At 68.9% G+C, this 26,505-nt stretch carries 15 protein-coding genes and 1 pseudogene; 7 read left to right on the top strand and 9 right to left on the bottom strand.

All coding sequences use genetic code 11. From position 1 onward, the window contains the following. Positions 1–825 precede the first annotated feature (825 nt). Both ACFP1K_RS26150 and ACFP1K_RS26155 read left to right on the top strand, forming a co-directional pair. Positions 826–1,398, top strand: a complete 573-nt coding sequence (locus tag ACFP1K_RS26150; protein ID WP_380757972.1) for a hypothetical protein — start codon at positions 826–828, stop codon at positions 1,396–1,398. 70 nt (positions 1,399–1,468) lie between these two features. Beyond that, positions 1,469–3,018: pseudogene (locus ACFP1K_RS26155) on the top strand (ISKra4 family transposase). A 209-nt stretch (positions 3,019–3,227) separates the two neighbouring features. Here ACFP1K_RS26155 and ACFP1K_RS26160 read toward each other — a convergent pair. Further along, positions 3,228–3,833, bottom strand: coding sequence for a TetR/AcrR family transcriptional regulator (locus tag ACFP1K_RS26160; RefSeq protein ID WP_380757974.1), 606 nt, complete (start codon positions 3,831–3,833; stop codon positions 3,228–3,230). A gap of 172 nt (positions 3,834–4,005) precedes the next feature. Between ACFP1K_RS26160 and ACFP1K_RS26165 the strand changes: the two genes are divergently transcribed. Further along, on the top strand, positions 4,006–4,761 hold the full coding sequence (locus ACFP1K_RS26165) for a DUF998 domain-containing protein (protein ID WP_380757976.1): 756 nt from the start codon (positions 4,006–4,008) through the stop codon (positions 4,759–4,761). A gap of 1,576 nt (positions 4,762–6,337) precedes the next feature. On the opposite strand, the gene ACFP1K_RS26170 is transcribed toward ACFP1K_RS26165, so the two are convergent. The 4 genes from ACFP1K_RS26170 to ACFP1K_RS26185 form a co-directional block, all read right to left on the bottom strand. Next, entirely contained in the window at positions 6,338–7,600 is a 1,263-nt protein-coding gene (locus ACFP1K_RS26170; protein ID WP_380757978.1) for a cytochrome P450, read from the bottom strand. 22 nt (positions 7,601–7,622) lie between these two features. Further along, positions 7,623–8,588: a methyltransferase gene (locus ACFP1K_RS26175; protein ID WP_380757980.1), complete on the bottom strand. Its 966-nt coding sequence runs from the start codon at positions 8,586–8,588 to the stop codon at positions 7,623–7,625. Between the two features lie 165 nt (positions 8,589–8,753). Next, positions 8,754–10,043 (bottom strand): mannosyltransferase family protein, encoded by a 1,290-nt coding sequence (locus tag ACFP1K_RS26180; RefSeq protein ID WP_380757982.1) that lies wholly within the window; start codon positions 10,041–10,043, stop codon positions 8,754–8,756. A 123-nt stretch (positions 10,044–10,166) separates the two neighbouring features. Next, positions 10,167–10,637 carry a MarR family winged helix-turn-helix transcriptional regulator gene (locus ACFP1K_RS26185; RefSeq protein ID WP_380757984.1) on the bottom strand — a complete coding sequence of 157 codons (471 nt, stop codon included), beginning with the start codon at positions 10,635–10,637 and terminating at the stop codon, positions 10,167–10,169. A gap of 67 nt (positions 10,638–10,704) precedes the next feature. On the opposite strand from ACFP1K_RS26185, the gene ACFP1K_RS26190 reads away from it, so the two are divergent. After that, positions 10,705–12,792, top strand: a complete 2,088-nt coding sequence (locus ACFP1K_RS26190) for an MMPL family transporter (protein WP_380757986.1) — start codon at positions 10,705–10,707, stop codon at positions 12,790–12,792. Positions 12,793–13,017: 225 nt separating this feature from the next. Here ACFP1K_RS26190 and ACFP1K_RS26195 read toward each other — a convergent pair whose 3' ends face one another. After that, positions 13,018–13,221, bottom strand: coding sequence for a cold-shock protein (locus tag ACFP1K_RS26195; RefSeq protein WP_183660712.1), 204 nt, complete (start codon positions 13,219–13,221; stop codon positions 13,018–13,020). A gap of 347 nt (positions 13,222–13,568) precedes the next feature. Next, positions 13,569–13,919 (bottom strand): MerR family transcriptional regulator, encoded by a 351-nt coding sequence (locus ACFP1K_RS26200; protein WP_380757988.1) that lies wholly within the window; start codon positions 13,917–13,919, stop codon positions 13,569–13,571. Positions 13,920–14,668: 749 nt separating this feature from the next. Here ACFP1K_RS26200 and ACFP1K_RS26205 point away from each other — a divergent pair. Together ACFP1K_RS26205 and ACFP1K_RS26210 are read left to right on the top strand one after the other, a co-directional pair. Continuing rightward, positions 14,669–15,511, top strand: a complete 843-nt coding sequence (locus tag ACFP1K_RS26205) for a M23 family metallopeptidase (protein WP_380757990.1) — start codon at positions 14,669–14,671, stop codon at positions 15,509–15,511. 260 nt (positions 15,512–15,771) lie between these two features. Then, on the top strand, positions 15,772–18,237 hold the full coding sequence (locus ACFP1K_RS26210) for a SpoIIE family protein phosphatase (RefSeq protein ID WP_380757992.1): 2,466 nt from the start codon (positions 15,772–15,774) through the stop codon (positions 18,235–18,237). Between the two features lie 41 nt (positions 18,238–18,278). Here ACFP1K_RS26210 and ACFP1K_RS26215 read toward each other — a convergent pair whose 3' ends face one another. Then, positions 18,279–19,082, bottom strand: a complete 804-nt coding sequence (locus tag ACFP1K_RS26215) for a DUF4240 domain-containing protein (RefSeq protein WP_380757994.1) — start codon at positions 19,080–19,082, stop codon at positions 18,279–18,281. Between the two features lie 95 nt (positions 19,083–19,177). Next, the gene (locus ACFP1K_RS26220) at positions 19,178–25,441 is read right to left on the bottom strand and encodes a DNRLRE domain-containing protein (RefSeq protein WP_380757996.1); all 6,264 of its coding nucleotides are present in this window, start codon (positions 25,439–25,441) and stop codon (positions 19,178–19,180) included. A 230-nt stretch (positions 25,442–25,671) separates the two neighbouring features. Here ACFP1K_RS26220 and ACFP1K_RS26225 point away from each other — a divergent pair, with 230 nt between their 5' ends. Then, a complete protein-coding gene (locus ACFP1K_RS26225; protein WP_380757998.1) occupies positions 25,672–26,493 on the top strand; it encodes an AfsR/SARP family transcriptional regulator in 822 nt (273 codons plus the stop codon). Positions 26,494–26,505 lie beyond the last annotated feature (12 nt).

Here is a 26,505-nt window from a genome sequence, read left to right on the forward strand (position 1 = left end):
CCCCCCTCCCCCGAACCGCCTAGCCCTGCCCACCCCCACCGGGAACACAATCGGCGCCGTACGCCACGTGCCGACCGATCCGCCAAGGCCTGACGGCGCCGATACGGCGGGACGTGGTACGCCGAATCCGGCGCCGCCTTACGACGGCCAGCCGGTGCGACGGTGGACGCGGACGCCCCAGAATCCCGGGATTTCGTGTGAGCGGGAGCACAACCACAAGGCGACCGACCAAGTTTCTCTTTCCGGCCGATTTCCACCTCGTCGGTTGGCCGGGGCAGCCGCGTTCGGGAGCGTCAAGGCGATGAAACCCCTAACCGCGTTGACATGAACTGGCCCACCCCTTGTCGCTCACAAGCTTGCCCACCACCGCCCACCCACCCCGCTCGACCTCCGCCCACACACCCATGACACCCCACGACAGCGAGCGCCACCACACTCGTCGGGTGGCCAGGGCAACCGCGTTCGTAAGCGTCAACACGATGAAACCCCCAACCGCGTTGACATGAACTGGCCCACCCCTTATCGCTCACAAGCGTGGCCACCACCACCCACCCACCCCACGCGACCTCCGCCCCGCACACCCACGACACCCCACGACAGCGAGCGCCACCACACCGATACGGCAGATGCCACCACACCAACGACGGCAGATGCCACCGCACCGACAACAGCAGGTGCCACCACACCGACGACGGCAGATGCCACCAAATCCATAGGGTGCGGCTCTCCCTCAGTGAGTGCCTGAGCTGGGCTTTTGTAGACGTGACTGTTTGATCCAGGAACCGCCTCTTACTGTGAGTACAGACCCGTGAGGCGGTGGTGACGATGAGCTCGTTGCTCGAGGAACTGGCACGGCGCGAAGCCGCTGCCCGCCGGCGAATCGAGGAGATCCGCGAGCAGATCGCCGCGCTCACCTCACAGATGCAGGACGAGCAGGACCGCTTGTCACGGCTGACGATCACACGGGAGACCGTCGAGGAAATCGTGGGCGAAGCGGCCCAGCTGCTCGATGAGCCCGATGGACAGGCCGAGGCCGCCGACGCGGCCGGCACCGCGCCGTCGGCACAGCCGCCGGTGCTGGGTGTGGTGACGGTGCCGCGCTGGCAACCCGGCATGAATACGGCGGTGCTGCCGCGCGCGTACCGGGACGCGGTGGAGATCATGGCCGATGCCGGGCGGGCGATACGGGCCGGGCAGATCGCGGTGGCGATGGGACTGCCGGATGAGGCCGCCAAGCGGGAAGGGCTGCGCTCCAAGCTGAAGCGGCTGGTGGAACGCGGCTGGGCGAAGGAAGAAGGGCCGGGACTGTTCACGGTGACCGATCCGGTGGCCCGCCAGATGGCCGGGCAGGATGGCGTGGCGTCACGGGATGCAATCGCGTCGTCACCGGTCGGGTGATTGTGGCGGGGCTCTCCCGCCGTCAGGTTCGAAGGTGCCACCCAATCGACCCCGACGAAGGAAGAGCCCTGTGCAGGCACCGTACGACACCGAGGCCACCGCTGACGTCTTTGCGAAGGCGAAGAACACATTCAACTGGCTCATCGGACACCTTATCGACGCGCAGACCGGGACGCTTCCCCATAACCGGCTGGAGGAGACCATCACCGAGCAGGGCCGGGAGCGGCAGCGCCTGCTGCTGCAGGCCCACCTTGACCTGCGCGCGCTGCGCGAGCTGGAGCAGGTACGCCACGCCCGCCACCCAGACGGTGGCGCCGCGGGGGTGATCGGCGCGGACGGGGTGCCGCGGCGGCGGGTGGAGCTCGGGCACCACCGCCTGCTCGCCACGGTGACCGGGACGGTGACCTTGGGCTCAACCGGTGCGCGTGGCGTGCCCCGGGGGTGCGCAACGTGTATCCGGCGGACGCGGCGTTGTCGCTGCCGGCGGTGCGGCACTCGGCCGGGCTGGCGAAGCTCGCGGTCATCGAGACGGTGCGCGGCTCGTTCGACGCCGCGCTGGCGGCGATCAGCGCGCGCTGCGGTCAGGTGATCGGCAAACGGCAGATCGAGCAACTGGTCACCCAGGCCGCGGCCGATGTCGACGCCTTCTACGCCGGGCGAACCGTGCTGCCGTGCACGGTGTCCACGGTGCTGGCGATCAGCGTGGACGGCAAGGGCATCGCGATGCGCCCCCAAGCGCTGCGGCCCGCGACCGCCAAAGCCGCCGCCCGCGCCCGGGCCACGTTCCGCACCCGGCTGGCGGCCGGGGAGAAACCGGCGCGCAAACGGATGGCGACGCTGGGGGTGGTCTATGACGCCGAACCGGCGCCGCGGCGGCCGCACGATGTGATCGCCGTCCCGGGCGGGCGATCCGGCCGGCGCCTGTCACGGGCTAGGCCGAACGCGACCCGCAAGTGGCTGTGCGGCTCGGTCATCACCGGCCCTGGCCCTGTGATCGCCAAGGTGTTCGACCATGCCCAGGCCCGTGATCCCGCGCATGCCCGTCCCTGGGTCGTGCTCGTCGACGGGGCCCGCCACCAGCTCGACCTGATCATCGCCGAAGCCGCCCGGCGCCGCATCCGCGTCCACATCGTGATCGATTTCGTGCACGTGCTGGAGAAGTTATGGGCTGCTGCGTGGAGTTTGCACCCGTCCGCGGCGCCGGCTGCGGAGGACTGGGTCGCCGGGCATGCCCTGGCCCTGCTGGCCGGGCACACCGGCCAGGTCATCACCACGCTGAGGGCGCAGGCCGCCACAGCGGGCGTGCAGCACCGTGACGGCATCGACGCGTGCATCCGCTATCTGTCCAACAACGCCGGGCATCTGCGGTATGAGCAGGCGCTGGAGGCGGGATGGCCGATCGCGACCGGGGTGGTCGAGGGCGCGTGCCGTCATCTGATCGCCGACAGGTTCGACCTGGCCGGGGCGCGGTGGGGCCTGGCCGGGGCCGAGGCGGTGCTGAAGCTCCGCGCGCTGGTCGCCAACGGTCATCTGGAAGAGTACTGGACTTTCCATCTCGCCCGGCAACACGAGCGCGTCCATCAGACCGGCTACCAGGACGGGTACGCCCTTACGGCTTGATCGCTTCAGTCACTCAAGAGCCGCACCCAACGCCTGTTGGCTGCGCTCCAGTCGTTCCCTGCACGGGGGATGATCTGGGGATGGCTGAGGGCTGGGGTGATCAGCCCGTTGCTGATGAACGTCGCTCTCGGGATCAGTGTTGCGGCCCCGACAAAGCCACCGTGACTGGGGCCTTCGTCCGCCTCGGCGAGACTACCGCTCGCGAGTCTTCACCCGGATGCGCTCTGGTCTCCGGCCTCGTGGTAGCGGGCCCAGCCTTCATCGAGAAGTCGGAACCCTGCATCGATGGTTGATTCCGGGTCTGCCTCGTGGGTGGCGCTGAGCTGGATCTGCAGGGCGAAACGCACGTAGAAGCGGATCTCGTCGGTCGGCTCCGTGAGCCCGAACTCCTTGGCGATCGCGGCAACCAGGGCGCCCTCATGGCGGAACCACAACTTCTCCGCGTAATCGATCAAAGCCGGTGTCTCTTCCATGAGAGTGAGGATCTGGCGTTGGGGTCCGGACCTCATCGCGGCGATCTCGGAGAGGTAGTGCGCCTTCAGCGCGTCGGAGATCGTAGTCCCCGGCGCCCGGCCGTTGACCGCGGCCACGAGGCGCTCATGCCGTTCGTCCTCGTCGCTGAAGACAAGCGCCTCCTTCTGCGGGAAATGCGTGAAGACCGTCTTGGGTGAGACGTCCGCCTTGTCGGCGATCTCGCGAACGCTGACCCCGTCGAAGCCGCGCTCAAGAAAGAGCGCCGTTGCCGCGTCCAGGATCGCCGCCCGCGTTGCTGCCTTCTTGCGTTCCCGCCGTCCCACGGCCGTTCCGTCAACCATGGCCAGATCCTACTAGTGCCGCACTCCAACTACATTGACGATAAAAGTAGTCTCGATATAGTTAGTGGGCGAGTGAAGCTATCGGGTGACTGGGATCCCCCTGCTGCGTCGACTCGGCACCAACCCATACCGACCGTGGCGCCCAGCACCGACACCGGAAAGGACCATGACCATGGCCGGCAACATCAACCCGCTCTCGAGCCTCGAACGAAACGAACCCGCGAACGACGCAAAGCCTGAAGCGCTCGCTCCCGACGCGCGTCGGCCTTCGCAGCACCGAACCGCGGGGGCGTTGCTCATCGCCGGGCCGGTGATCTTCTTGCTTGCCGAGTTCATCGCCGCCGCGGCATGGACGAATCCGCCCTACAGCTACACGCACCACTTCATCAGCAATCTCGGAGTCCACGGGCCCTCGACACTGTTCGGGCAGTACATGTACTCACCGCTGGCATGGGTAATGAACACCGGCTTCTTCCTGTTCGGGATCACGATCCTGGCCGGCATTGCCGTGCTGCGCGGTCTGCTGGGCTGGCGCCGCTGGGCAGCGCTTGTGCCCGCGACGCTGCTGGCCGTCGGCGGCGTCCTGCTGGGATTGTTCCCCGGATCCGGCGAGGCGATGAACGACGGTACCGGTGACTTCCATGCCTTGGGCGCCTTGGCAGGCTTCGTCGGCGGCAACGTACTGGCCATCGCGCTCGGGAGCATGCGCCGACGCGTCGGGCTCTCGTTGCGACTCGGGCGGACGCTGGTCACGGTTGGCGTGATCGGTCTGGTTTCGATGGTGGCCTACTTTGCCGACCTCATCTCCGGGGCCAACGTCCTCGTGGGCCTCATCGAACGCGGCGCCGTCCATCCGTTCCTGCTCGGCCTCAGCTGCGCGGGAGTTGCCCTCTGGCATGGGTGCAGCCGTCCCTCAGCGACCGTCTGAGTTGGTTGTTCACTGCCCCGGACCAGCACGATTACGCCCGCACCGCCTGACGGCCCCGGTCACTGCAGAAGAGCTGCACCCAAATCCATAAGGCAGATGCCGCCGCACCAAGAACGGCAGGTGCCACCGCACCCAGAACGGTAAGTCCGCCAACCCCATAACAGTGGGTGCCGCCACTCTTAGAACGGCGGGATGCGAGCGCCCCAGAGGGAGTGGTAGCGCGTGACCAGTCCTGGGGCCCCAGACGGTGTGGGGTCGACCCAAGAGGGAGACGTCGACATGCCTGAGGGACCACATCGCCAACCCCGAGGGGGTTCGGGCCGGGAGGGCCGCAGGCACCCGCAGGCACCCGCAGTCGTGGGGTGTCACATACACGCAGACAGAGGCCCCGCGAGGTGGGTGGGCGGTGATGGCCACGCTTGTGAACGACAAGGGGTGGGCCAGTCCACCTCAACACGGTTAGGAGTCTCATCGCGTTCACCTTCACGAACGCAACCACCCCGACCAAGCGACCACACAACGGAGGGCCGTCCCCAGGAGGAAGACGTCATCGTGCTTGATGGGCCCCGTCGCCAACCCCAAGGGGATTCGATCCGGGAGCCTCACAGACATCGCAGGCACACGCAGGCACCCGCAGTCGCGGGGTGACGTACCCGCGGACGAAGGCCCCCGCGAGGTGGGTGGGCGGTGACGGCCACGCTTGTGAACGACAACGGGTGGGCCATTCCACCTCAACACGATTAGGGGGTTTCATCGCGTTCACTCTCACGGACGCAACCACCCCGACCAACCCGGCCACACAACCGAGGGCCATCCCAAGAGGAAGAGGTCATCGTGCTTGATGGGCCCCTGTCGCCAACCCCAAGGGGGTTCGATCCGGGAGCGTCACAGGCACCCGCAGGCACCCGCAGTCGCGGGGTGCCACATACACGCGGACAGAGGCCCCCGCGGGGTGGGTGGGCGGTGACGGCCACGCTTGTGAACGACAACGGGTGGGCCAGTCCACGGCAACACGGTTAGGGGTTCATCGCGTTCACTCTCACGGACGCAACCATCCCGACCAACCGACCGCACAACGAAGGGCCGTCCCCCAGGAAGGAGGACGTCGACGTATCTGAGGGACCACATCGCTAACCCCAAGAGGCTCGGTCCAGGAGGGCCGCAGGCACCCGCGGTCGCGGGGTGCCACATACACGCGGACAGAGGCCCCCGCAGGGTGGGTGGGCGGTGACGGCCACGCTTGTGAACGACAAGGGGTGGGTCAGTCCACGGCAACACGGTTAGGGGTTTCATCGCGTTCACGATCACGGACGCAACCACCCCCGACCAACCGGCCGCGTGGAAAGCGGAGCGTCCGCCGGTACACCGGACGCGGGCACGAAGGCGGCCCGGCGAGGCGTGTGGGGGGACACGCTTCGGCGGGCCGGGTTTCGTGGGCCGGCGAGGGACGTACGGCGGTGGAAGCCGTGGGGCGCAGCTCGGTGGGCCGGTCTCGGGCGCCGGTGCGGTGCGGGGACGTGGGACGTGGGTGCGGTGGGAGCCGGGGGCCGCCGCGTAGGGCGGGCGGGGAGCGGGGCTAGCGGATGACGACCGGGACCCAGTCGTGGCCGCGGACGAGCCAGCGGTCGCGGTAGCTCGGGGTGCCGGCGACGGCTAGGGCGGGGAAGCGGCGGAGGAGCATGGGGAGGGCGATCTGGGCTTCCATGCGGGCCAGGGGGGCGCCTACGCAGTAGTGCATGCCGGCGGCGAAGCTCAGGGGCTGGACGTCTTTGCGGTCGGGGTTGAAGGTGGCGGGGTCGGGGAAGCGGCGGGGGTCGCGGTTGCCGGCGCCCATGATGGCGACGATCTTGGTGTCGGCGGGGATGCGCAGGCCCATCACGTCGACCTCTACGGCGGCCCAGCGGCTGGTGGCCTGGACCGGAGGCTCGAAGCGCAGGGTCTCCTCCACGTAGCCGACCGAGAAGCCCTCCTCGGTGCGCAGCCGCTCGGCGAAGTCGGGGCGCTCCAGCGCCTGGAGCACGCCGTGCCCGATCAGGTGGGTCGTGGTGTCGAAGCCGGCGTTCAGCAGGAGCATCAGGTTGCCCATCAGCTCGTCGTGGGTGAGCCGGTCGCCGTCGTCGTCGCGGGCCTGCACCAGGCGGGTCAGCAGGTCGTCGGCGGGACGGCGGCTGCGGTCCTCGATCAGCTCGTTGAGGTACGCCGACAGGTCGTCCATCGCGACGTCGGCCCGGGCCAGCTCGGAGACGTTGGTCAGGCCCTCCAGGGCGATCATGACCTCCGCCGCGACCTCGCGGAACCACACCTGCTTGTCCTCGGGCACCCCGAGCAGCTCGCTGATCACCGCGACGGGCAGCCGGAAGGCGAACTCCCCCATCAGGTCGATCGGCGAACCGTCGGCGCCGAGGTCGGCCAGCCGGTTCAGCAGCCGTTCGCTCATCCGCTCCACCGTGGGCCGCATGGACGCCACCTGGCGGGGGGTGAGCGCGCTGGTCACCAGGCGCCGCATCCGTCCGTGGTCGGGTGGGTTGGTGTACAGCATGGAGTTGGTGAAGCCGCGCAGCGACGAGTGCGAGCGCCAGTTCGGGTAGATGAGGTCGTAGTTCTTGTCGTCCTGCACCAGCAGCCGCGTCTCCCGCAGCACCCGGGTGCACTCGGCGTACCCGACCGCGACGACCAGCCCCGGCTTGACGTGCAGCAGATTCCCGAACGCCCGCAGCTCCTCGTACAGGGGATACGGGTCCCGGCGCCCCTCGGGCGACACCATGGCGGCGATCACCGCCGCCGGGCCGGTCACATGGGACGGGCGATCCAGCTCCTTCTCCAGCACCTGCTCCGCCATCGTGGCGTCTCCTTTCCCGCCGTCACCGGGCCGTCAGCTCGACGACGGACAGCGCACCCGCCGGGTGCACCCCCGCCACCATGAGCCCGCAGCCGGCCCCGAGGCCGGCCAGGTCGGTCACGCCGCGTTCCTTGCCGCCGTAGTAGGCGAGCATCCGCAGGTCCATTCCGGTATGCGGCGACTCGCCGTCCGGCCCGACGTTCTCCACGACGAACACCGACCCGCCGGCGCCCGCCGCCTCGGCGCAGCGGCGCAGGATCGCGCCCGCCGCGAGGTCGTTCCAGTTGTGCAGGATGAGCGACAGCACGTATCCCCCCGCGCCCGGGGGCAGCGGGTCGAAGAAGGTCCCCGGCACGGCGTCCCCGCGATCGGCCAGCCCGGCCGCCGCCAGCGCCTTGCGCGCCGCCTCGGCGGTCTCCGTCTGGTCGACCACGGTCCCCCGCAGCTCCGGATGCCCGTTGAGCAGGGCGATCAGCAGGGACCCGTCGCCCCCGCCGACGTCCACGACGTGCCCGAGCCGCCCCCAGTCGTAGGCCGCGGCGATGGCGGGGGCCCGCACCGGCATGTCCGCCGCCATGCTCGCGTCGAACGACGCCGCGAGCCCGGGTTCGGCGGTCATGTCCTCCCAGAACGTACGGCCGAACGTCAGCGGGTAGGCCGCCTCGCCGGTGCGCACGCTGTGCAGGAGGTGCACGAACGACAGCTCGGCCCGTCCCGTCCATCCCTCGATGTCGATCTGCGAGCGCATCCCGTCCGGGTGGTCGTCGCGCAGCAACTCCCCCTTCGGGGTCAGGTCGTACGCCCCGGCGGCGTCACGGCTGAGCACACCCCGCGCTGCGAGGTAGCGCATCAGCCGCTCCAGCGCGTCGGCGTCCGCACGCACCAGCGGGGCGAGGTCGCCCGCCGTGCGCGTCCCGCCCGCGATGTGGTCGGCGATCCGCAGCGTCGCCGCGACCCGCAACGCCATGGGAGTCCCCAGGTGGGCCATGGCCCACAACGAAGTTCCGTTCCCGCCCGCCATCACGCCTCCCGCAGGGCCCGCACCACAGAGACACCCCCCGGCGACAGCGCCGGACGCACGTCAATGCTCACGGCGCCCGGTAGCGCACCGCACCTTTCAGAGTGCGGCGTGTGATCTAGAGGGCCGTGCGGGTCAGCCGATCCAGGCGCCGGTGGTGAAGTGGCCCACGTTGATCGCCATGACCGGGATCATGATTCCCAGGGCGAGGTACCAGACCCAGCGACGGCGCTCCCCCGCGATCGCGATGGCGATCCACAGCGGGAACCACGTCAGCGACGCCCGGCCGATCGACATGTAGAACTCGGACAGGGCGAGGAAGGACAGCGCCTGCGGGGCGATGTACGCCAGTTCGGGCCAGCGGCGGAAGACGGCCAGCGCGATCACCAGGAGCAGCAGCACCGCCGCCGCGATGATCTCCTCGTAGTAGGAGACGGTCAGCGTCGGCACCTCGCCGGCCCTGTTCCAGGTGTTGACCAGGGCCTCCCACGGCCAGACGGGGTGCCGGCCCCAGTACTGCGCCTGGACGGTGTTGTAGGCCAGCCAATCGCCCGTCCGGCTCCACTGGTAGGCGCTGTAGAGCACGAGCGGCACGCCGGGGAGCAGCAGCCACGGCGCGCGGCGCAGGCCACCCGGTTCGCGCAGGCCGTTCTTGGCGATCAGGAACATGACGAGGATGCCGAACGCCAGGAACGCCCCGGAGATCCGGACGCTCGCCGCGAAGGTGGCGCACAGCGCGGCGTCCTCCCAGCGGCCTTTCCTGGCCAGCAGCCAGGCGGGGATCGCCAGCGCCAGGAACAGCGCCTCGGAGTAGCCGGTGTAGAGGAACGCCGCGAACGGGCTGAGGAACAGGGCCGCGACCGCGTACCGGCCGGTCCCCGGGCGGTACGACTCGGCGAGCCGGGACAGCGCGACCGCCAGCACGGCGCTGGACACCAGCGAGATCAGCACGGTGGCCAGCCTGGCGTCGCTGATGTAGGGCCTCAGCAGCTTGATCAGGAGCGCCATGCCGGGAAAGAACGCGGGCAGCTTGCCGCTGTCCTGCATGCCCGGCGGGCCGTCGTAGCCGTAGTCGGCGATGGCGATGAAGTTCTCGGCGTCCCAGCGGGTCAGCCGGTTGAGGAACGGATCGGTGGTGCGTCCCGGCCCGGCCAGGTACATGTAGATCAGGAACCCGACGTGCGACGCGAACCAGATGAGCAGCGCCACCCGGTCCCCCGCGTCCGTCATCCACTTGGGCGGCCACCACCTCCTCGGCGCCTCCTCCCCGTCCGGCGCCCCGCTCCCGGCGCCGGGCGACCCGTCCTCGGTGGCTTGCGACCCGCTCTCGCCGGGGCGGGGCGGTACGTCGCTCGCGACGTCACGGCCCGAGGGGGGCGTGTCGTTGATGTCCGAAAGGTCGTTTCTGGCGCCGTGCTGCGTCACCGATAAATACTTATATAAGCCGCAAAATTTGGGCAAGCGCCCGCGAAAGTTTCATCGGCGGCCCACGGTGGGGCGAATCCGGCCGAACAGGCCGTCGACCTGCGGGTGAGGCGAAGCGGAGAGTCAGGGCGAGCGCGGTGCGTCCCGCAGCAGGTCGAGCTCCTCGTTCATGGCGTCCAGGAAGGCGGCCACGGTGCGCAGCTCCTCCGGGCCGAACCGCCGCAGGGCGTTGTCGGTACTGCGGCCGAGGGGGCGGAAGAACGCGCCGGCGAGCTCCTTGGCGGCGTCCAGGTAGTGCAGGTGGACCACGCGGCGGTCGTGCGCGTCGCGGACCCGGCGGATGTGCCCGGCCCGCTCCAGCCTGTCGAGGCACGCGGTGACGGCCCCCGAGGTGAGGTTCAGCTCCTGGCGCAGGCGGCTCGGAGTGATCGGCGCGGGGGCGTCGAAGATCTTGATGAGGGCCTGGACGTCGGTGGTGTGCAGCCCGTGCTCGTTGGCGAACTCGTGGGCGATGCGGTTGAACTCGGCCGTCATCCGGCGCAGCCGTACCGCGAAGGACTGCAGATCGGTGCCGTCCCCCCTGTCACCGCTCATGCCGCCATGCTACATTAACTCAACAATTGAGTATCTTAATTGTTGAGTTAACTGCCGAGGTGGTCTGATGGCACGGCGACCGATCCGCTGGCTCGTCCCGGCCCTGCTGGTACTGGTCTGGCTGGCCGTGGGCGGGGGGTTCGGGCCGTTCGCCGGCAAGCTCACCGAGGTGTCCACCAGCGACCAGGCGGCCTTCCTGCCCCGCAGCGCGGAGTCGACACGCGTCCTGGCGGTCCAGGAGAGGTTCCGCGCCGGCGAGACGCAGCCGCTCATCGTGGTGTGGACCGCGGCCGGCGAGAAGACCACCCCCGGGCAGGCCGCCGCGGCGACCCGGGCGCTCGCCTCGCTGCGCGGCACGGCCGGCGTCATCGGGACGCCCACGCCCGCCCTCCCGTCGGACGACGGCCAGGCGCTGAGTGGCGTGATCCAGCTCGCCCCCGATCTCGGCGCCTCGCTCGGCGGCGTCCTGGACCGCATCGGCCCGGCGGTGACGGTCGAGGGCCTGCGTGCCCAGCTCGCGGGCCCGGCGGCCACCCGGGCCGACCTGTCCGACGCCTTCGCCGGCATCGACGGCCTGCTGCTCGGCGTGGCGCTGATCACCGTGCTGATCATCCTGCTGGCGGTGTACCGGAGCGTGCTCCTGCCCCTCGTCATCATCACGGGCGCGGTCTTCGCCCTGGGCCTGGCGTGCGCCGTGGTGTACTTCCTGGCCGACCACGACATCGTCCGGGTCGACGGCCAGGTGCAGGGCATCCTGTTCATCCTGGTCATCGGCGCCGCCACCGACTACGCGCTGCTGCTGACCGCCCGCTTCAGGGAGGAACTGGCCGCCGCCGGCGACCGCTTCGCCGCGGGCCGCGTCGCGCTGCGGCGATCTTTCGAGCCGATCGCCGCCAGCGCCGCCACCGTGGCCCTCGGGCTGCTCGCGCTGCTGCTCAGCAGCCTGACCAACAACCGCGCGCTCGGACCCGTCGGCGCCGTCGGCATCGTATGCGCCGCCCTCAGCGCGCTCACGTTCCTGCCCGCCGTCCTCGTCCTGCTGGGCCGCGCCGCGCTGTGGCCGGCCAAGCCGCAGCCGTCCGGCGCCCGTGGGATCTGGGACCGGGTGGCCACCGTGGTCGGCCGGCATCCCCGGCGGCTCTGGGTCGCGACCATCCTGCCCCTGATCGCCCTGGCCTTCCTCGCGCCCCAGCTGAACGCCAGAGGGGTGCCGCTGGACGAGACCTTCGTCAACGACGCGCCGTCGGTGGTGGCGCAGGCGACGCTGAGCGAGCATTTCCCCAAGGGATCGGGACAGCCCGCGGTCATCGTCGCCCCCGCCGGGCGCGCCGTGGCCGTGACGGCGGCGGCCCGCGCCGTGCAGGGCGTGTCCGGCGCGACGCCGGTGACCCGGAGCGGACGGCCGGGGGACGCCCCCAAGATCGTCGACGGGCTCGTGCTGGTGGAGGCGACGCTGAGCGACGTGCCGGACGGCGACGCGGCCCAGGAGACCGTCAAGCGCCTGCGCGCCGCGCTGGACGGCGAGGGCGGCGTCATGGTTGGCGGGTACAGCGCCCAGCGCTACGACACGACGGAGGCGGCGGAGAAGGACACGCTGCTCATCGTCCCGGTGGTCCTGGTGATCATCCTGCTCATCCTGATCGTGCTGCTGCGCTCACTGACGACGCCCGTGATCCTGGTGGTCACCGTGGCCCTGAACTTCCTGGCCACCCTCGGCGTCTCCGCGCTGGTCTTCACGCACGTCTTCGGGTTCACCGGCAGCGACGCGTCGGTGCCGCTGTACGGGTTCGTGTTCCTGGTGGCGCTGGGCGTGGACTACAACATCTTCCTCATGTCCCGGGTACGCGAGGAGACCGCGCGGCACGGGGCGCGCGAGGGCGTGCTGCGCGGGCTGGTCACCACCGGCGGCGTGATCACGTCGGCGGGGGTCGTGCTCGCCGCCACCTTCGCGGCACTGGCGGTGATCCCGCTGGCCTTCCTCGTGCAGACGGCCTTCATCGTCGCCTTCGGCGTCCTGCTGGACACCTTGGTGGTGCGGTCCCTGCTGGTTCCGGCGCTGATCCGGGACCTCGGCCCGCGCGCCTGGTGGCCCAGCCGCCTGGGCCGCGCCGAGGCCCCTTCGGAACCGTCCTCTGCGCGGGCACGCGTCAGGTGATTTCCGGCGGCGACGAGCGGCAGGAAAGGGAATAGCGCTCACGAACGCCGGATCCTCCGAAGAAACGGCGGGATTCACGACATTGATGGTTCATCCGGCGTATGGCCGGATGAACGCCATCTGTTCCCGGTCGTTCGTTTTGTGAAACGTTCACGCGTCCGGGCACAAAAAAACGCCGGGGCCCGCACCTCGCGGTGCGAACCCCGGCGTCCTAGTACGTAAGCGTCAGGCGGGGACGATGTTCTCCGCCTGCGGCCCCTTCTGGCCCTGGGTGACGTCGAAGGTCACCTTCTGGCCTTCCTGGAGCTCGCGGTAGCCCTGGGCGGCGATGTTCGAGTAGTGGGCGAAGACGTCAGCGCCGCCGCCGTCCTGCTCGATGAAGCCGAAACCCTTTTCAGCGTTGAACCACTTGACGGTACCAGTAGCCATAATGCATCTCCTTCGGGGCAGTGCCCGTGAAGACTCGCTCCGTGCGAGCCTCGCGTCGCCGCAATGATTACCCCGTCCGGAAAAGTACCGGCAATACAAAAATGCCACCGCCGGTCTGGAGGACCGATGAGGGCACTTGAAGTCTTGGGAACCACAACTGCAACTGAAATCAACACTATCACGATGCGCGGAGCCACGGGTAGCGAGGCCTTCATAGTCCGCCGGGCACGCCATAAACCCTAATCGCGCGTCACACCAATTTCTGCACCTGTGACTACAGATATTCACCCCCGTGGAGCACAGCAGTCCGAGGCCGAGAGCCCTCATCTCCCCCGCACGCCCCGGCCTCAGGAGTCGCCGATCTCCCCCAGGCTGCCCGAGTGCCGCCGGCGCAGCTCCTCGTTGAGGCGCAACGCCTCCTCGAGCTGGTCCTCCAGGATGACGATCCGGCACGCGGCGTCGATCGGGGTTCCTTGATCCACCAGCTCACGGGCGCGCGAGGCGATCCGCAGCTGGTAGCGGGAGTAGCGACGGTGACCGCCGTCCGAGCGCAGGGGCGTGATCAGACGCGCCTCGCCGATCGCCCGCAAAAAAGCCGGTGTGGTGCCGATCATCTCCGCGGCGCGGCCCATCGTGTAGGCCGGGTAGTCGTCGTCGTCGAACTTGTCGACTGCACCCGGCCGGAATCCTTGGGGCATCTGCACCTTTCTAGGACGCATCGAGGACCCTGGCACCCAGGCCCCCCGCGGTTTCACCACCATCAACCGGCACCGACCGCCGATCTCCGGTATCAGCACGGCCACGCGGCACGGCGAGCATCGCCCGCCGCCGCGCCGTCCACTCCTCGGAGCGGCCCGTGTCCTCCCCTGCATCCTAACTTCCTTGAGCGACGGGAGATCCCCTACCCACAGGAGCGCCGAATGTCTACTGTGAGCGCCGTAGATTTTTCCGAACCACAACGGGAGGATCCGTCACCGAGGCGGAGCCTCGCGACCGCCCGCGCGACGACGTCCGCATGCCTCCGGAGCCCCGTGAAGAGCAGCAGGAACATCATTCACCCAGGCTCAGCCCCTCGCGGAGCACGCGGACGCGGGTGACGCCCCCCGCGCGCGACCTGCCGGAGCCTGACCGCCGGTGTCACGGAAGCCGCAAAATTTCATCTCGGCGGGGATTGTTGAAGAGAACTTTCGGGGTTATGTTCCTGATCAACCCGCCCTCCCCGCAGGGGAGGAGATGTCGACACGGCCCCTGACCGCGACCCTTCCCTCCCATCGAGCTTGATCACCGTGCCGCCGACGTGCTTTCGCCGCCGTGCGGGGCTCGCCGACATCGAAGCGCTGGTGCCGGACCGTATCCCTCTTTCATCCACCTGCACGGAGAGGTGAGCATGCCCCCAACCAGCAGGCCGACGTGGCCCCTGACCCTCAAGTCCGCGATCCTTGCCTCGTTGGTCACTCTCCCGGCGGCGCTGCTTCCCCAGGCCGCCTCGGCGCAGGGCGCGAGCGTCCTGGCGTCGCACAAGAGCCCGTTCAACTGCGGGAAGACCTTCTACGCCAACAACTGGTCGCCGGGGCACAGCCCGTCGGGAGCCATCGACTGGCAGACCTACGGGGGCGACGCCATCGACGGCGAGACCGTGCGCGCCACCGCCGCGGGGACCGCGTACTTCAACGACGCGGGAAGCACGAGTTACGGGAAGTGGGTGGAGGTCCGGCACAGTGACGGCACTCGAACCCGCTATGCCCACCTTTCGACCATGGTGCGGGCGGCCGGCGGCTCGATGAGCGTGAGCCAGGGCACCACCATCGGGACCGTCGGCTCCACGGGCGGCTCCAGCGCCCCGCACCTGCACTACGAACAGCGGACCTCCGGCGGCGCCGTGGACACCAGCCCGACCGTGGACGGCGTGACCGTCTCCCTGGGCCAGAAGAAGGCCGTCGAGAGCACCAACACCTGCGGCGGCGGCACCAACCCCTACACCCCCGAGGAGGCCTGCGGCAGCGGCTACTCGGTCATCGACTCGGCCGCCCTCACCGGTGGCCGCACCTATCTCCTCTACAACTCGGGCAACGGCAACAACTGCGTCGTCACGCTGAAGACGACCAGCCTCGGCTCCCCGTCGCCGGTGTCCGCCTTCCTGGAACCGCAGGGGGCGAGCAGGACGACCGACTCGGGCAGCTACGACTACTACGCGGGCCCCGTCAGACGCGCCGCCGCCGGCCAGTGCGTCAAGTGGGGCGGCTCGGTGGGCAGCAGCTCCTACACCAGCCCCTTCGAACACTGCGGCTGAGCCCGGCCGTCACCCCCTCCCGCGGACGAACGCGACAAGCTCTCGTCCGCGGGAGGGGGTCCCCGTCACAAGGCCGGGCTGAGGCGTCGCCCCGGTCGCCCGTATGCGATCCGTGCCCGCGAGAAGCCGATGTTTCCCCTGCTCAAGGGGGCAGGCGACGTCCGCCGTAGACTCGGTCGGAGTAGCTGTGCTAGCCGACTGGGCCGACCATGAGCACAACCCGATCAAGACGGTGTGTCGGAAGGGGACTGACACCCCTCATGCTCATCGCGAGCGGTCTGCTCGCGGTGCTGATCGGGCTCGTCTTCGGGACGCTGTTCTGGGCGATCACCGACATGCTCCAGGCGACGGACGCGAGGAAGCACGTGCGGACGGCGCTCAGCGAGGCCAATCGCCTGGAGACGCTCGTCCTCGACCTGGAGACAGGGGCACGCGGCTTCCTCATCACCCGGGATCAGCGCTTCCTCCAGCCATGGGAGTCCGCCAGGGCGGCTCTCCCCGGGCAGGCGCAGAGGGTCGTCAGCCTCAGCGACACCCCTGAGCTGCGGGGGCTGGCGCGCGAGATCGGCCGGGACGGGAACTCCTACGTCCGCGACTACTCGGACCCGCTGATCGGCGCGGCGAAGCGGGGGGATCCCTCCGCGTGGAGCGTCGAGACGACGGCCGAGGGGAAGCGGCGTGTCGACGACTTCCGGGCGCGGTTCGACCGGTTCGACGACGTCGCGCGCTCCGTGCTGGCGGCGCGGGAGCAGGCGACCGAGACCAGGGTGCGGTGGTCGATCGTCGCCGCGACCGGCGGGCTCGCGGGATCGGTCCTCCTCATCGCCGCCTACACCGGATACCTGACCCGGGCGATCGTCCGGCCGGTCCGCAGAGCTGCCGCCGTCGCCGCGCGGCTCGCCGACGGCGACCTCGCGGCACGCATGCCCGAGACCGGAGCCGGGGAGATCGGTGAACTCGGGGTCGCGTTCAACAGCATGGGGAACTCCCTGACGGACAGCCGCCGGCTGACACAGGAGGCGCACCGGCGTCTCAAGCTGCTGTACGACACCAGCAAGGCGGTGGGCACCACCCTCGACGTGGAGCGGACCGCGGAGGAACTGGTGCGGGCGGCGGTGCCCTCGTTCGCCGACTTCGTCACCGTCGACCTGCCGGTGTCCGTCATGCGAGGCGACGGCCGGCCGCCGGGCGAGGAGGACACGCTGTGCCGGGCGGCCATGGGCGGCATCGGGGGGACGGCCGCGTTCCGCCCGGTGGGCACGCTGATCGACTGGGAACCCGCCACGCCTCAGGCGCGCAGTTTCCGCCGTGGCGTCGGGATGATCGAGCCCGACCTGCGGTCTTCCGTCGCGTGGCGGTCCCGGGACCGGCTGGGCACCGCCCGGATCCTGGACCACGGCTTCCGTTCGCTGATCACGACTCCGCTGCGTGCGCAGGGGACGCGGATGGGCGTGGTCAGCCTCTGGCGCCTGGGGGAATTCGACGAGGAGGACCTGTCCTGCGCCACGGAGCTGGTCGCCAAGGCGGGCGTCGCCATCGACAACGCCCGCCGCTACACCCACGAGCGCAACACCGCGCTGGCCCTGCAGTGCAGCCTGCTGCCCAAGCGGCTGCCCCCGCAGCCCGCGGTGGAGATCGCCTCCCGCTATCAGCCCGCGGGTGCGGGGGCGGGGGTGGGCGGCGACTGGTTCGACGTGATCCCGCTGTCCGGCTGCCGGGTCGGCCTCGTCGTCGGGGACGTCGTCGGCCACGGCATCCACGCCTCCGCCACCATGGGGCGCCTGCGCACCGCCGTGCGCACCCTGGCCGACGTCGACCTGCCGCCCGACGAGCTCCTCACCCACCTGGACGATCTGGTCCTCCACCTCAGCAGCGACGACCAGCCCGGCATGGCCCAGGGCGAGGCGCCCACCGCCGGCGAGCTGGGAGCCACGTGCCTGTACGCCGTCTACGACCCCGTCTCCCGCTGCTGCACCATGGCCACCGCCGGCCATCCGCTGCCCGTCCTGGTCCCCCCCGACGGCCCCCCGGAACTGGTGAGCGGCCCCGTCGGCCCCCCGCTCGGCATCGGAGGCCTCCCCTTCGAGACCACCGAGCTGCTCCTGACCGCGGGCAGCGTCCTCGCCCTGTTCACCGACGGCCTGATCGAATCCCGCGACCACGACATCGACCACGGCCTCACCGAACTACGCCACGCCCTCGCGTTCCCCACCGCATCACTGGAGGACACCTGCGACCACGTGACCGACGCCATGCTCGACGGCCGCGCGACCGACGACACCGCCCTCCTCCTCGTACGCACCGGAGCCCTCTCCCCTGGCCAGTTCGCCACCTGGGACCTCCCCGACGACCCGGCCCTGGTCTCCCACGCCAGAAAGCTGGCCCTGGACCAGCTGGCCGTATGGAAACTGGACGAGATGCAGTTCGTCACCGAACTGGTCGTCAGCGAGCTGGTGACCAACGCCATCCGCTACGGCACTCCCCCCATCCAGCTCCGCCTGATCCGCAGCCACACCCTGATCTGCGAGGTCTCCGACGGCAGCAGCACCGCCCCCCACCTCCGCCGCGCCCGCGTCTTCGACGAGGGCGGCCGCGGCCTGCTCCTCGTCGCCCAGCTCACCCAGGGCTGGGGCACCAGACAGACCACCTCCGGCAAGACCATCTGGTGCGAGCAGACCCTGCCCCCCACCACGGCGGCTCATGAGGAGTTTCCTGAAGCGGCATGAGCCGCCGGCTACAAGGCTCGGCGCCGATGACCGCCCCTCGGTCACCGGGAAACGATCGGAAGCGGTGGAGGAGGGGTCATGCCTAGCCGTTCGGCGATCGCGTTCATGATCATCGCCGCTTCCTCGGTGGCGAGTGACTCCAGCGCCCCCGCGTCGCGCCTCCCGAAGTAGTCCCCGTCCATCTCGAACTCGGCTTTGACGATCTTTCTGCCGCGCTCGATCCGGACCCGGCTCCTCTCGGAGTTCACGACGATCCCGGCCTTGACCCTCTCAAGCGACGCCTGCCGCCACCATGTGCGCCATTCCTCGGAGTCGTTCAATGCCTGATCCAGAGTGTGAGCGGCATTCTCATAACGGCGCGGCGCGCTTTTCCAGGCTGATCCACGACTGGTCGCGTACCAGCGCGTGTCGACCGGCAGGCCGGCCAGAAAGGGATCGAAGTCGTCATACCAGTCGAGGCCGGCTCGATTCCACAGCACCGTCGCGACGGTATCGACCAGAAGCTCGGCCTCCCCCGCGTCCCAGTCCTCTTCTTCGACGCCCGAGGGTTCCTCGATCGCGGCCGAATAGGCTGCGCGCCCGGAGGCGACGACCGCGTACAACAGATTTTCGAGCGAGTCTCCGAGCAACGGGAGTGCCCCGCCGGAATCACTCACGTCGGCTACCGGAAGTCCTTCGAACGGGATTTCCGCGAGAATACGCACCTTGTCCGAGAGGTGACGGGCGAAGGCCTCGACCTGCTCGACCGTCAACGACGAAAGGTGCTCCCGCAGAACACCGACGCTTTCCTCGTCGATGACTCCATCAAGTGCGTCAACGAGTTCCCAGAACACATCGTCCGTCACCGCACCGACTCCGATCCCTGGCGTCAGGAAGAGCGGCGGGGATCCAACCCCGCCGCTCTTCCTCATCCTACCCTCGCAGTAGGGGACACAGGCTCCTACTTACAGCTTTTCAACTGCCCCGGCGGGCAGTGGCCGTGCACGATGAAGTACGCGGTGATCCTGCCGAACTCCCACCATCGTGCCTTCAGGTATCCGCGTTTCCGCACGACTATTTTGTAACTGCAACCTCCGAGAACGCCGAAGTAGAAGTTGCACGCTCTCAACTGCTCGGCCGGCCGGACGACGCCTCGCTTGGCGAGGCTGATGCCGAATTTGTACGTCTTCCGGCCGTAGAAGATCTCGTAGCCGATGTAGAGGTTCTGGTCCTTCTTGGCTTTGTTCGAGTTGTTGTTGGGGCGCTGTACCGCGGTTCTGGCCTTGGCGAGGTTCACGCTGCAGCCGTTCCGCTTGCAGTAGTTGATCGCCTGCTGCGTGGTGGTGACGGTGATGACCGCACCGACCGACCAGATCAACGCGTCCATCAAGGCCGCACCGCTGATCGCCAGGAGTGGGACGACGAAGACGAAGCGGCCGTCGAAGTCCCGGTTGTTGATCGGATCCGCGGCACCGTACTCGTAGTCGTTCGCACCGCCGGCCGATACGGGGTCGGCCTGGAGGAAGCGACCGGTGGCCGGATTGTAGAGGCGTACGCCCATGAGGACGATGTCGGCGAGTGTGTCGCTCGCGCGCTGGGCGCCGCCCAGCCACTCGTAACGATCGGTCATGTTGGCGACGCGATCGGCACCGTACTCGTTCTGCTCGGCGTAGCCGTCGATCCCGGTGGCACCGCCGCTGTTCGAGGCGCCGGCGACCACGTTCCCGTGCAGGTCCGTGAGTTGCAGCGTGACGGTTCCACTGCTCGTCTGGGTGGCCGCCAGGCCGGAGAAGGCGTTGATGTTCCGGGTCCACCCGCCATTGGCCTCCCTGATCCAGGCCGGGCTGTCGCCCGTGCCCGAATAGTGGTTCACCTGAACACCCCCGGAGGAGGTGACGGTCCGGACACGTCCGAGGGGATCGAGGGTGAAGGTCTTCGTCGACGTGCCCTGGGTAAGGCTGCCGACCATATCGCCGGCGTGGTACCCGACCGTGACCGCGGCGTTTCCAGCGGCGCCGCCCGCCGGGAGCGTGGTCACACGACCGAACGGATCATGGGTGTAGCCGGAGTCCGTGATCCGATCGGCTTTGTCGTAGGTGTGATTCACCGTGCTCGGAGCGGTCGCGGTGGAACACGCACCGTCGGCACTCCCGGGATAGGTGGCCAGGCTGGTGCGGTTCGTGTCGGCGTCGAAGCCGTAGACCCTTGTGGTGCAGGCCGTGTCGTACGTATCCGCCACTCGCACGAGCCGGCCCGCCGCGTCATAGGAATAGCGTTGGAGGCTCCCGTTGGGACCGCTGGTCTCGGCGAGCCGGCCTTCCGCGTCGGGAACCGCCTCGAAGGCGAGCCAGCGAACTCCTGCCTTCGTGTAGGTCAGCCCTGTCTCCCTTCCGTTGCCGTCGTACCGGATATTGGCCGTCAGCCCGTTGGGAGCGGTCTGGACCGCCAGATTCCCCGCGGCGTCGTAGGCCGCGGTGAAGGTGCCGGCCGCACTGTCGGTGATGGCGACGGGGAGGCCTCGCCGTTCGACCCTGCCCAGGGCGTCGGCGTTGTCGTAGGCGTAGGTCGTGGTGCCCTTCCCGTCGTTGACGGTGGCCACCCGGCCGGCCGCGTCGTAGGTGACGGTCGTGGTGCTGCCGTCGGCATCGGTGGTCGTGGCCACCCTGCCCAGGTTGTCGTAGGTGGTGCCCACCGATGCCCCGCCGGCACTGACCGCCGTCACGAGGCCGGTGGCGGGGTCGTAGCTGTGCGTGGTGGCCGGTACGGCGGAGCTGCTCACCCCCGTCTCGACGACGCTCGAGGTGACCGTGCGGCCGGCCGCGTCCACGGTGGTGGTGGCCGTCCGGACCGCACTCCCCGACGTGGCGACCACATTCGCGTTCTCGCCCCAGTAGCCGTAGGCGGTCACCGTGGCCGGGATGGGCGTGCCGGCCGGTTGCGCCTTGGGCCCGGTCCGGCAGACGAGTCCCGCCCAGTGCGGCTTGTCACCGCAGGCGGCGGCCGCCTGGTTGGTGTCGGCGGTGTAATAGACCGTCACCGTGGTCCCGGCGTCGGTGCCGGCGGACGCCGGCATCCGCCGCTCCAGCTCACGGCCCACATCGTCGTAACGCGTCCTGTACACGATGCCGGTGCCACCGGGCATGACGATGGTCTGGGTGGTCGGGAGCGCCAACGTCCAGCCCGAGGCGTCGCCGGATTCGATCGGCTCGTACCCGGTCTCGATCGTACGGATGTCCGCCGCGGCCGGGGTGCCGATCCCGTCGACCACCAGGGGCTTGGTCACCGTCGTGGTCACCATGCCGGACGCCACCGCGTCCACCGGCCGGGCTTCGTCGTAAATGTGCTGTGTGCGTAGTCTGGCCGCCACCCGGGTGTCGTCGGCGAGGGCGACCCGATGGGTGGGGCCGTCGATCGTCAGCGGGTTGCCGTTGTCGTCATAGGTCGTGATCTCCGCGAGGAGGTCGGCGCGCTCGGCGGTGGAGGTGCGCCCCGCCACGTACGGGTCTGTTCCGGTGGTGGGCGTCAGCGCCTGAGCGCGGTTGCCTGCCGAGAGGTTCCAGATGACATTTCCGGACTCGTCATAGCGAGACGCGGACACCTGCCATCCGCCTGCTCCGAAACTCGCCGTATTGACGGCGCGGCCGTTCACATCGAGGTAGGTGAGCGCCGCGTAGGTGTAATCGTCGGCGCCAGGGGCGTAGGAACCGTCCCCGGCCTTGGCCGGCACATGGGTGGTCGGGAACATCGCGGTTCCGGTGCGCGGCAGATCCGTGATCTGCCCCCACGTGACCGTCTGCGGGGAGGTCAGGGCCACAGGGCCGCTGATGGGCACACCGTAGGAGATCGCCTGTGTCAGGTCGACGGCTCCGGCTTCCCGCTGCACGTCGGCCAGGCGGCCACCGGTGTCGTAGCTCATCCTCCAGGGCGTGAGGCCCGCGGGCGTGACCTGGGAGACGCGCCCCTCCGCCGTGTAGTAATAGGTGGTCGCGAGATTGATACGCGGATCACGTATCTGGCGCAGATGGCCCGCCGAGTCGTAACTGTAGGACGCCACGACCGTGTTCTTCATCGCCGAGACGGCCGGATCGTAAGCCGTGTAGGAGATGCTCTTGACGAGACCGGAGTAGTCGCCCCAGTTGTCCGAGACTCCGGTGGCGGTGGTGGTCGTGGCGTAGGCGATGTCGAGCGCTTTGCAACCCGGGACCAGCGCGGCGGAACAGTCCACACCGTCCGGCGCCGGCGCGAGCATACGACTGACCCGGCCCGCCGAGTCGTACGTGTGTGAGGAGCTGGACGAATCACCGGGTTCGTCGATCCCGCTGACCTTCCACGCTCCACCTGTCAGCGTGAAGGTCGTCTTGACGCCGTCGGTGTCGGCGTGCGTGAACTGGGTGGCGGAGTCCTTGGTGACACTGGCTCCGTCGGCGGCGTCGGATACTCCGGCGAAAGTGCCGTCGGACTGGACGTTGTACGTCCAAATGGTCCCGTCCGCCCCGACGAAGAGTACGTAGCCCTTGTCGGAGTGATCCTCGAACGTCAGCCCGGACACCATCGAGGTCGACACGGGGAACGACGCCGTCCACCCGGCACCGAAGACCCCGCCGGCGTCCTGGGACGCGCTCACCGGCGAAAGCGTCGTGTGGTCACGGGACACGCTCATGTCGAAAGCCGAAACATCGGTGGCAGAGATCGAGTAGTCGCCGGTCAGCAGCGAGACCGTGCCGGGACCGACTTCCTTCGCCGCGTAGGAATCGCCGAACGCGGTGCGCTCCAGCGTGAATTCCACCTCGTCGGAGCATGCCTCCCCCGAGGCCCTGACGAAACAGGCGCGCAGCCTGACGGGGCCGTCGCCGCGCCCGGCCGTCGCCATGGTGGCGGCCACGTCCCAGTAGAGGGAGCCGAAGACCGCGCTGGTCCCCGTCGTGACGGTCGTGAACGGCCAGCCCGGGATCGGGGTCGCCGAGCCCGGCACGGTGACATGCGCCGGGGGAATGGCCGCCCAGGTGCCGCTCGCGCCGACGTCGGCCTTGTACTCGTACCGGACGCCCGTGGAGCCCGGGGCCGCCCGGGAGGCCAGGGTGACCGCGGCCTGGGTGCGGTCGTCGGTGACCGGGGCGGTGACCTCGCCGGCGCCCACCCCGAAGACGTAGCTCGTCACCGCGGAGGTACGCAGGGCCATGTCACGTGTCTTGACCGACAGCGTGTGCCAGCCCTGGGCCGGGTCGATCGTGATCGTCTTGGCGTCGCCGCCGCCGTCGTTGTCCTCGACGAGTGTCGGCGTGGACGCGTTGTCGAGACCCCAGTAGTAACCCGCGCCGTCGGCGGAGGTGGTGTCCAGGGTGCAGGTCACCGGGCTCGACGCCTTCGCCGTCCACACGTTCGAGGGGTAGGCCGAGCACGAGATCGCGGGCGCGGCGGGGGCGGCGGTGTCGACGGTGAAGTACCGGTAGGAGGAGTAATCGCGGGAGTAGTCGGTGCCGTCGTAGGCCCTCGCCCGCCACCGGTAGCGGTAGCCGTCGACCAGCCTGCCCGAAGGGACGGTCACGGTGCCGAGCTCACCCTGGAGGATTCCGGTGACGCTGCCGGACCACACCGTGCCCGTGCCCTGAGAGGGATAGTTCGGGTCGTGTTCCAGGGAGAAGTAGATCGTTTCGTTCTCCCACTCACCGTCGCCGACCATACCGGTGAACGCCGGCGTGAGCGAGGTGACGAAGGTGCCGCCGTTGGTGCCGCCCGCGCTGGGGTCGACGGTCAGGTGGTGAGGGATGGTCGGGTAGGAGTTCCACTGGATGACGAGCCGTGGGCCGTCCGCCCCCGCGGTGTTCTCGGAGGAGCGGAACATCCGCCAGTTGGTGGCCTGGGTCTCCGACACCGCGCGCACCTGCAGGCCGTGGTTCTCGGCCGGGTGGTCGGTCCAGTACTGGACGATGTCCTCGATCGACCACAGTGTGTCGTGCTCGGGGCAGCTCGCGTCAAAGCCGTAGGCCTGGCTGGTGTTGTCCACCATGCCTGTCGTGGTGGAGTTGGGCTGGTTCGACAGTGTCAGCGTCGACGACGACCAGGACGAGGTGACCCGCTTCACGCGGATACCGAGACCGGCGCTGGCCCCACCGCAGGCGTTCGATCTGTAGTTGGACAGATACAGGTCTGCGTTGAGGATGTTCTTGCTGATCAGACCGCCGAGCTGGAAGTTGAGGTACGTCCGCGCGGTCTTCGTGCCGGACCCGAAACGGCCGGCGTGCAACCAGGTCGCCGACGTCTGGGAGTTGGTGTAGTCGTCGGAGACGAACGTGTCGGTCTGCAGCGTCATCTGCATGTACGGGTCGATCGTCACCGGGTAGGTCACGTCGGCGGCGTTCAGGAATTCCATGGACGGCTTGAGCACCAGCACGCGGCCGTCCCGGCCGTTCTCGATCGAGGAGCCGACCTCCGCCCGCCTGCCGGCGTCCGGCGAGTCCGCGGCGGCGGCGTCCCACATGTGCGGCGGCGGCGCGGCGGCGACCACGTCGCCCTTGCCCTTGCCGGCGTTGTCGGTCAGCTTCAGCCGGTTCCTGGAGTCCTTCGAGAAGTCCATGCCGGTCAGCTCGACCGGCAGGCGGATCTCCACCGGCGACGCCGGCTTCTGCTTCAGAACGACGTAGTGCACGAACCCGCGCGGCTGCGCCTGCACGATCAGATCGGCGCCGGGGGCGATGTCCGTCCATGTCGCGGTGTTGCCGGAGACCTGTGGCTTACCGAGCCGTGCCGGCCAGGAGACCCCGAACCTGTGCTCGTCCTTGCCCGAACCCGTGGCCAGTTCGGCCAGCGGACCGGTGCCCCCGCTGGAGATCTCGACATCCGCCCCGGACGCGGGAGCCCTGGGCTCCAGATGCCCGTCCCGCTCCACCAGCGTGGTGTCCACGGGCACCCACACGCCGTTCTGTTTCACCCGCACCGGGCCGGCGAAGATCTCGGTCCTGGCAGTGCCGTCCGGCAGGTAAACGGTCGCCGAGTCCTCCGTCCGGGCCGAGAGGTCCTCGACCGGCGAGTTCTGCAGCCGCGCGGTGAGCGCCGCCGACGTGGCGTCGGGACGCTCCGTTACGAGAGCCGGAGGCGCCTCTTTCGCAACTATTGCGGGAAAAGCATTTGTCGGAGCAACAAAATTAGACGTCGCCATAATGACGACGACTATGCCGCCTGTGATTCGTGCACGCCTGTACCGCCGCCTGACCTGCGGGAACGTCATTTTCACTCCGGCCCGTCGTCCTACTTGGACACACGAGGCGGAGAGTACGACCGGGCAGCACATTTCCCGCACATCGGCGATGTGCCGGGGATCTGCCACGCGCTCCGCCGGCCTGCCTCCTCCTTGCCGCCTTAGTTCGGAGATTGGTAAGATTTTTATTAGGAGATCCGCATGGCTTACACTTCCACCGCACGGGGGATATCATGCTGTTCCGGGTGTTAGGTCCACTCGTGGTCGAGGACATGACGGGCCAGAGCGTCGATATCGGCAACGGAAAACTGCGCCATCTGCTGGCATTGTTTCTTCTCAACGCCAACACCAGCATTTCCAGGGACTGGCTGATCGAGCATCTCTGGCAGAGCCACGCGCCTAAATCCGCCTTGAGCAATCTCAAGACCTACATCACACGTCTCCGCCGCCTGGAGGTCCCCATCGTCACGCATGGGGACGGATACATGATCACATCCTCCTCCGGCGACCTGGACGCGGACGTGTTCGAGAATCTGGTGCTGGAGGGGCGCAGGGCTCTCGACCGAGGAGATCTCTACCGGGCCGCCACGGCTCTGGACACCGCGACACGCCTGTGGCGCGGCGACCCCCTGTACGGAATGAATCTGGACCACGAGCTCTTCCTGTGGGCCGAGCGTTTACGTGAGAGCTGCCGGATGGCGACCGAAGACCTCTTTGAAGCGCGACTGGCCCTGGGGCGCCATCGCGAGATAATCGGTCCTCTGACAACCTGGACCGCGAAGAATCCTTTACGGGAGCGGGCCCACGCGCAACTGATGACCGCCCTCTATCGGGACGGCAGGCAAGCCGAGGCTTTGGATGTCTACCAGGGGCTCCACCGAAATCTCGTCGCGCAAATCGGGCTGGAGCCGACGTCCGCCCTGCGAGACCTTCAGCGCCACATACTCCGCGAAGCGGACGGTACCCACACGGACTCGGCCATCCATACGATCATGGAACACGCCAGGGCGGTCATCTTCCGTGCCGACACCGTCGCTCCCCATGGGTCCAGGAATTGGCGTGCCGTGCGACTGCCGATCTGACACCGGCACCGG

It is taken from the genome of Sphaerisporangium aureirubrum, from assembly GCF_042658925.1.
Taxonomy (GTDB): Bacteria; Actinomycetota; Actinomycetes; order Streptosporangiales; family Streptosporangiaceae; genus Sphaerisporangium; species Sphaerisporangium aureirubrum.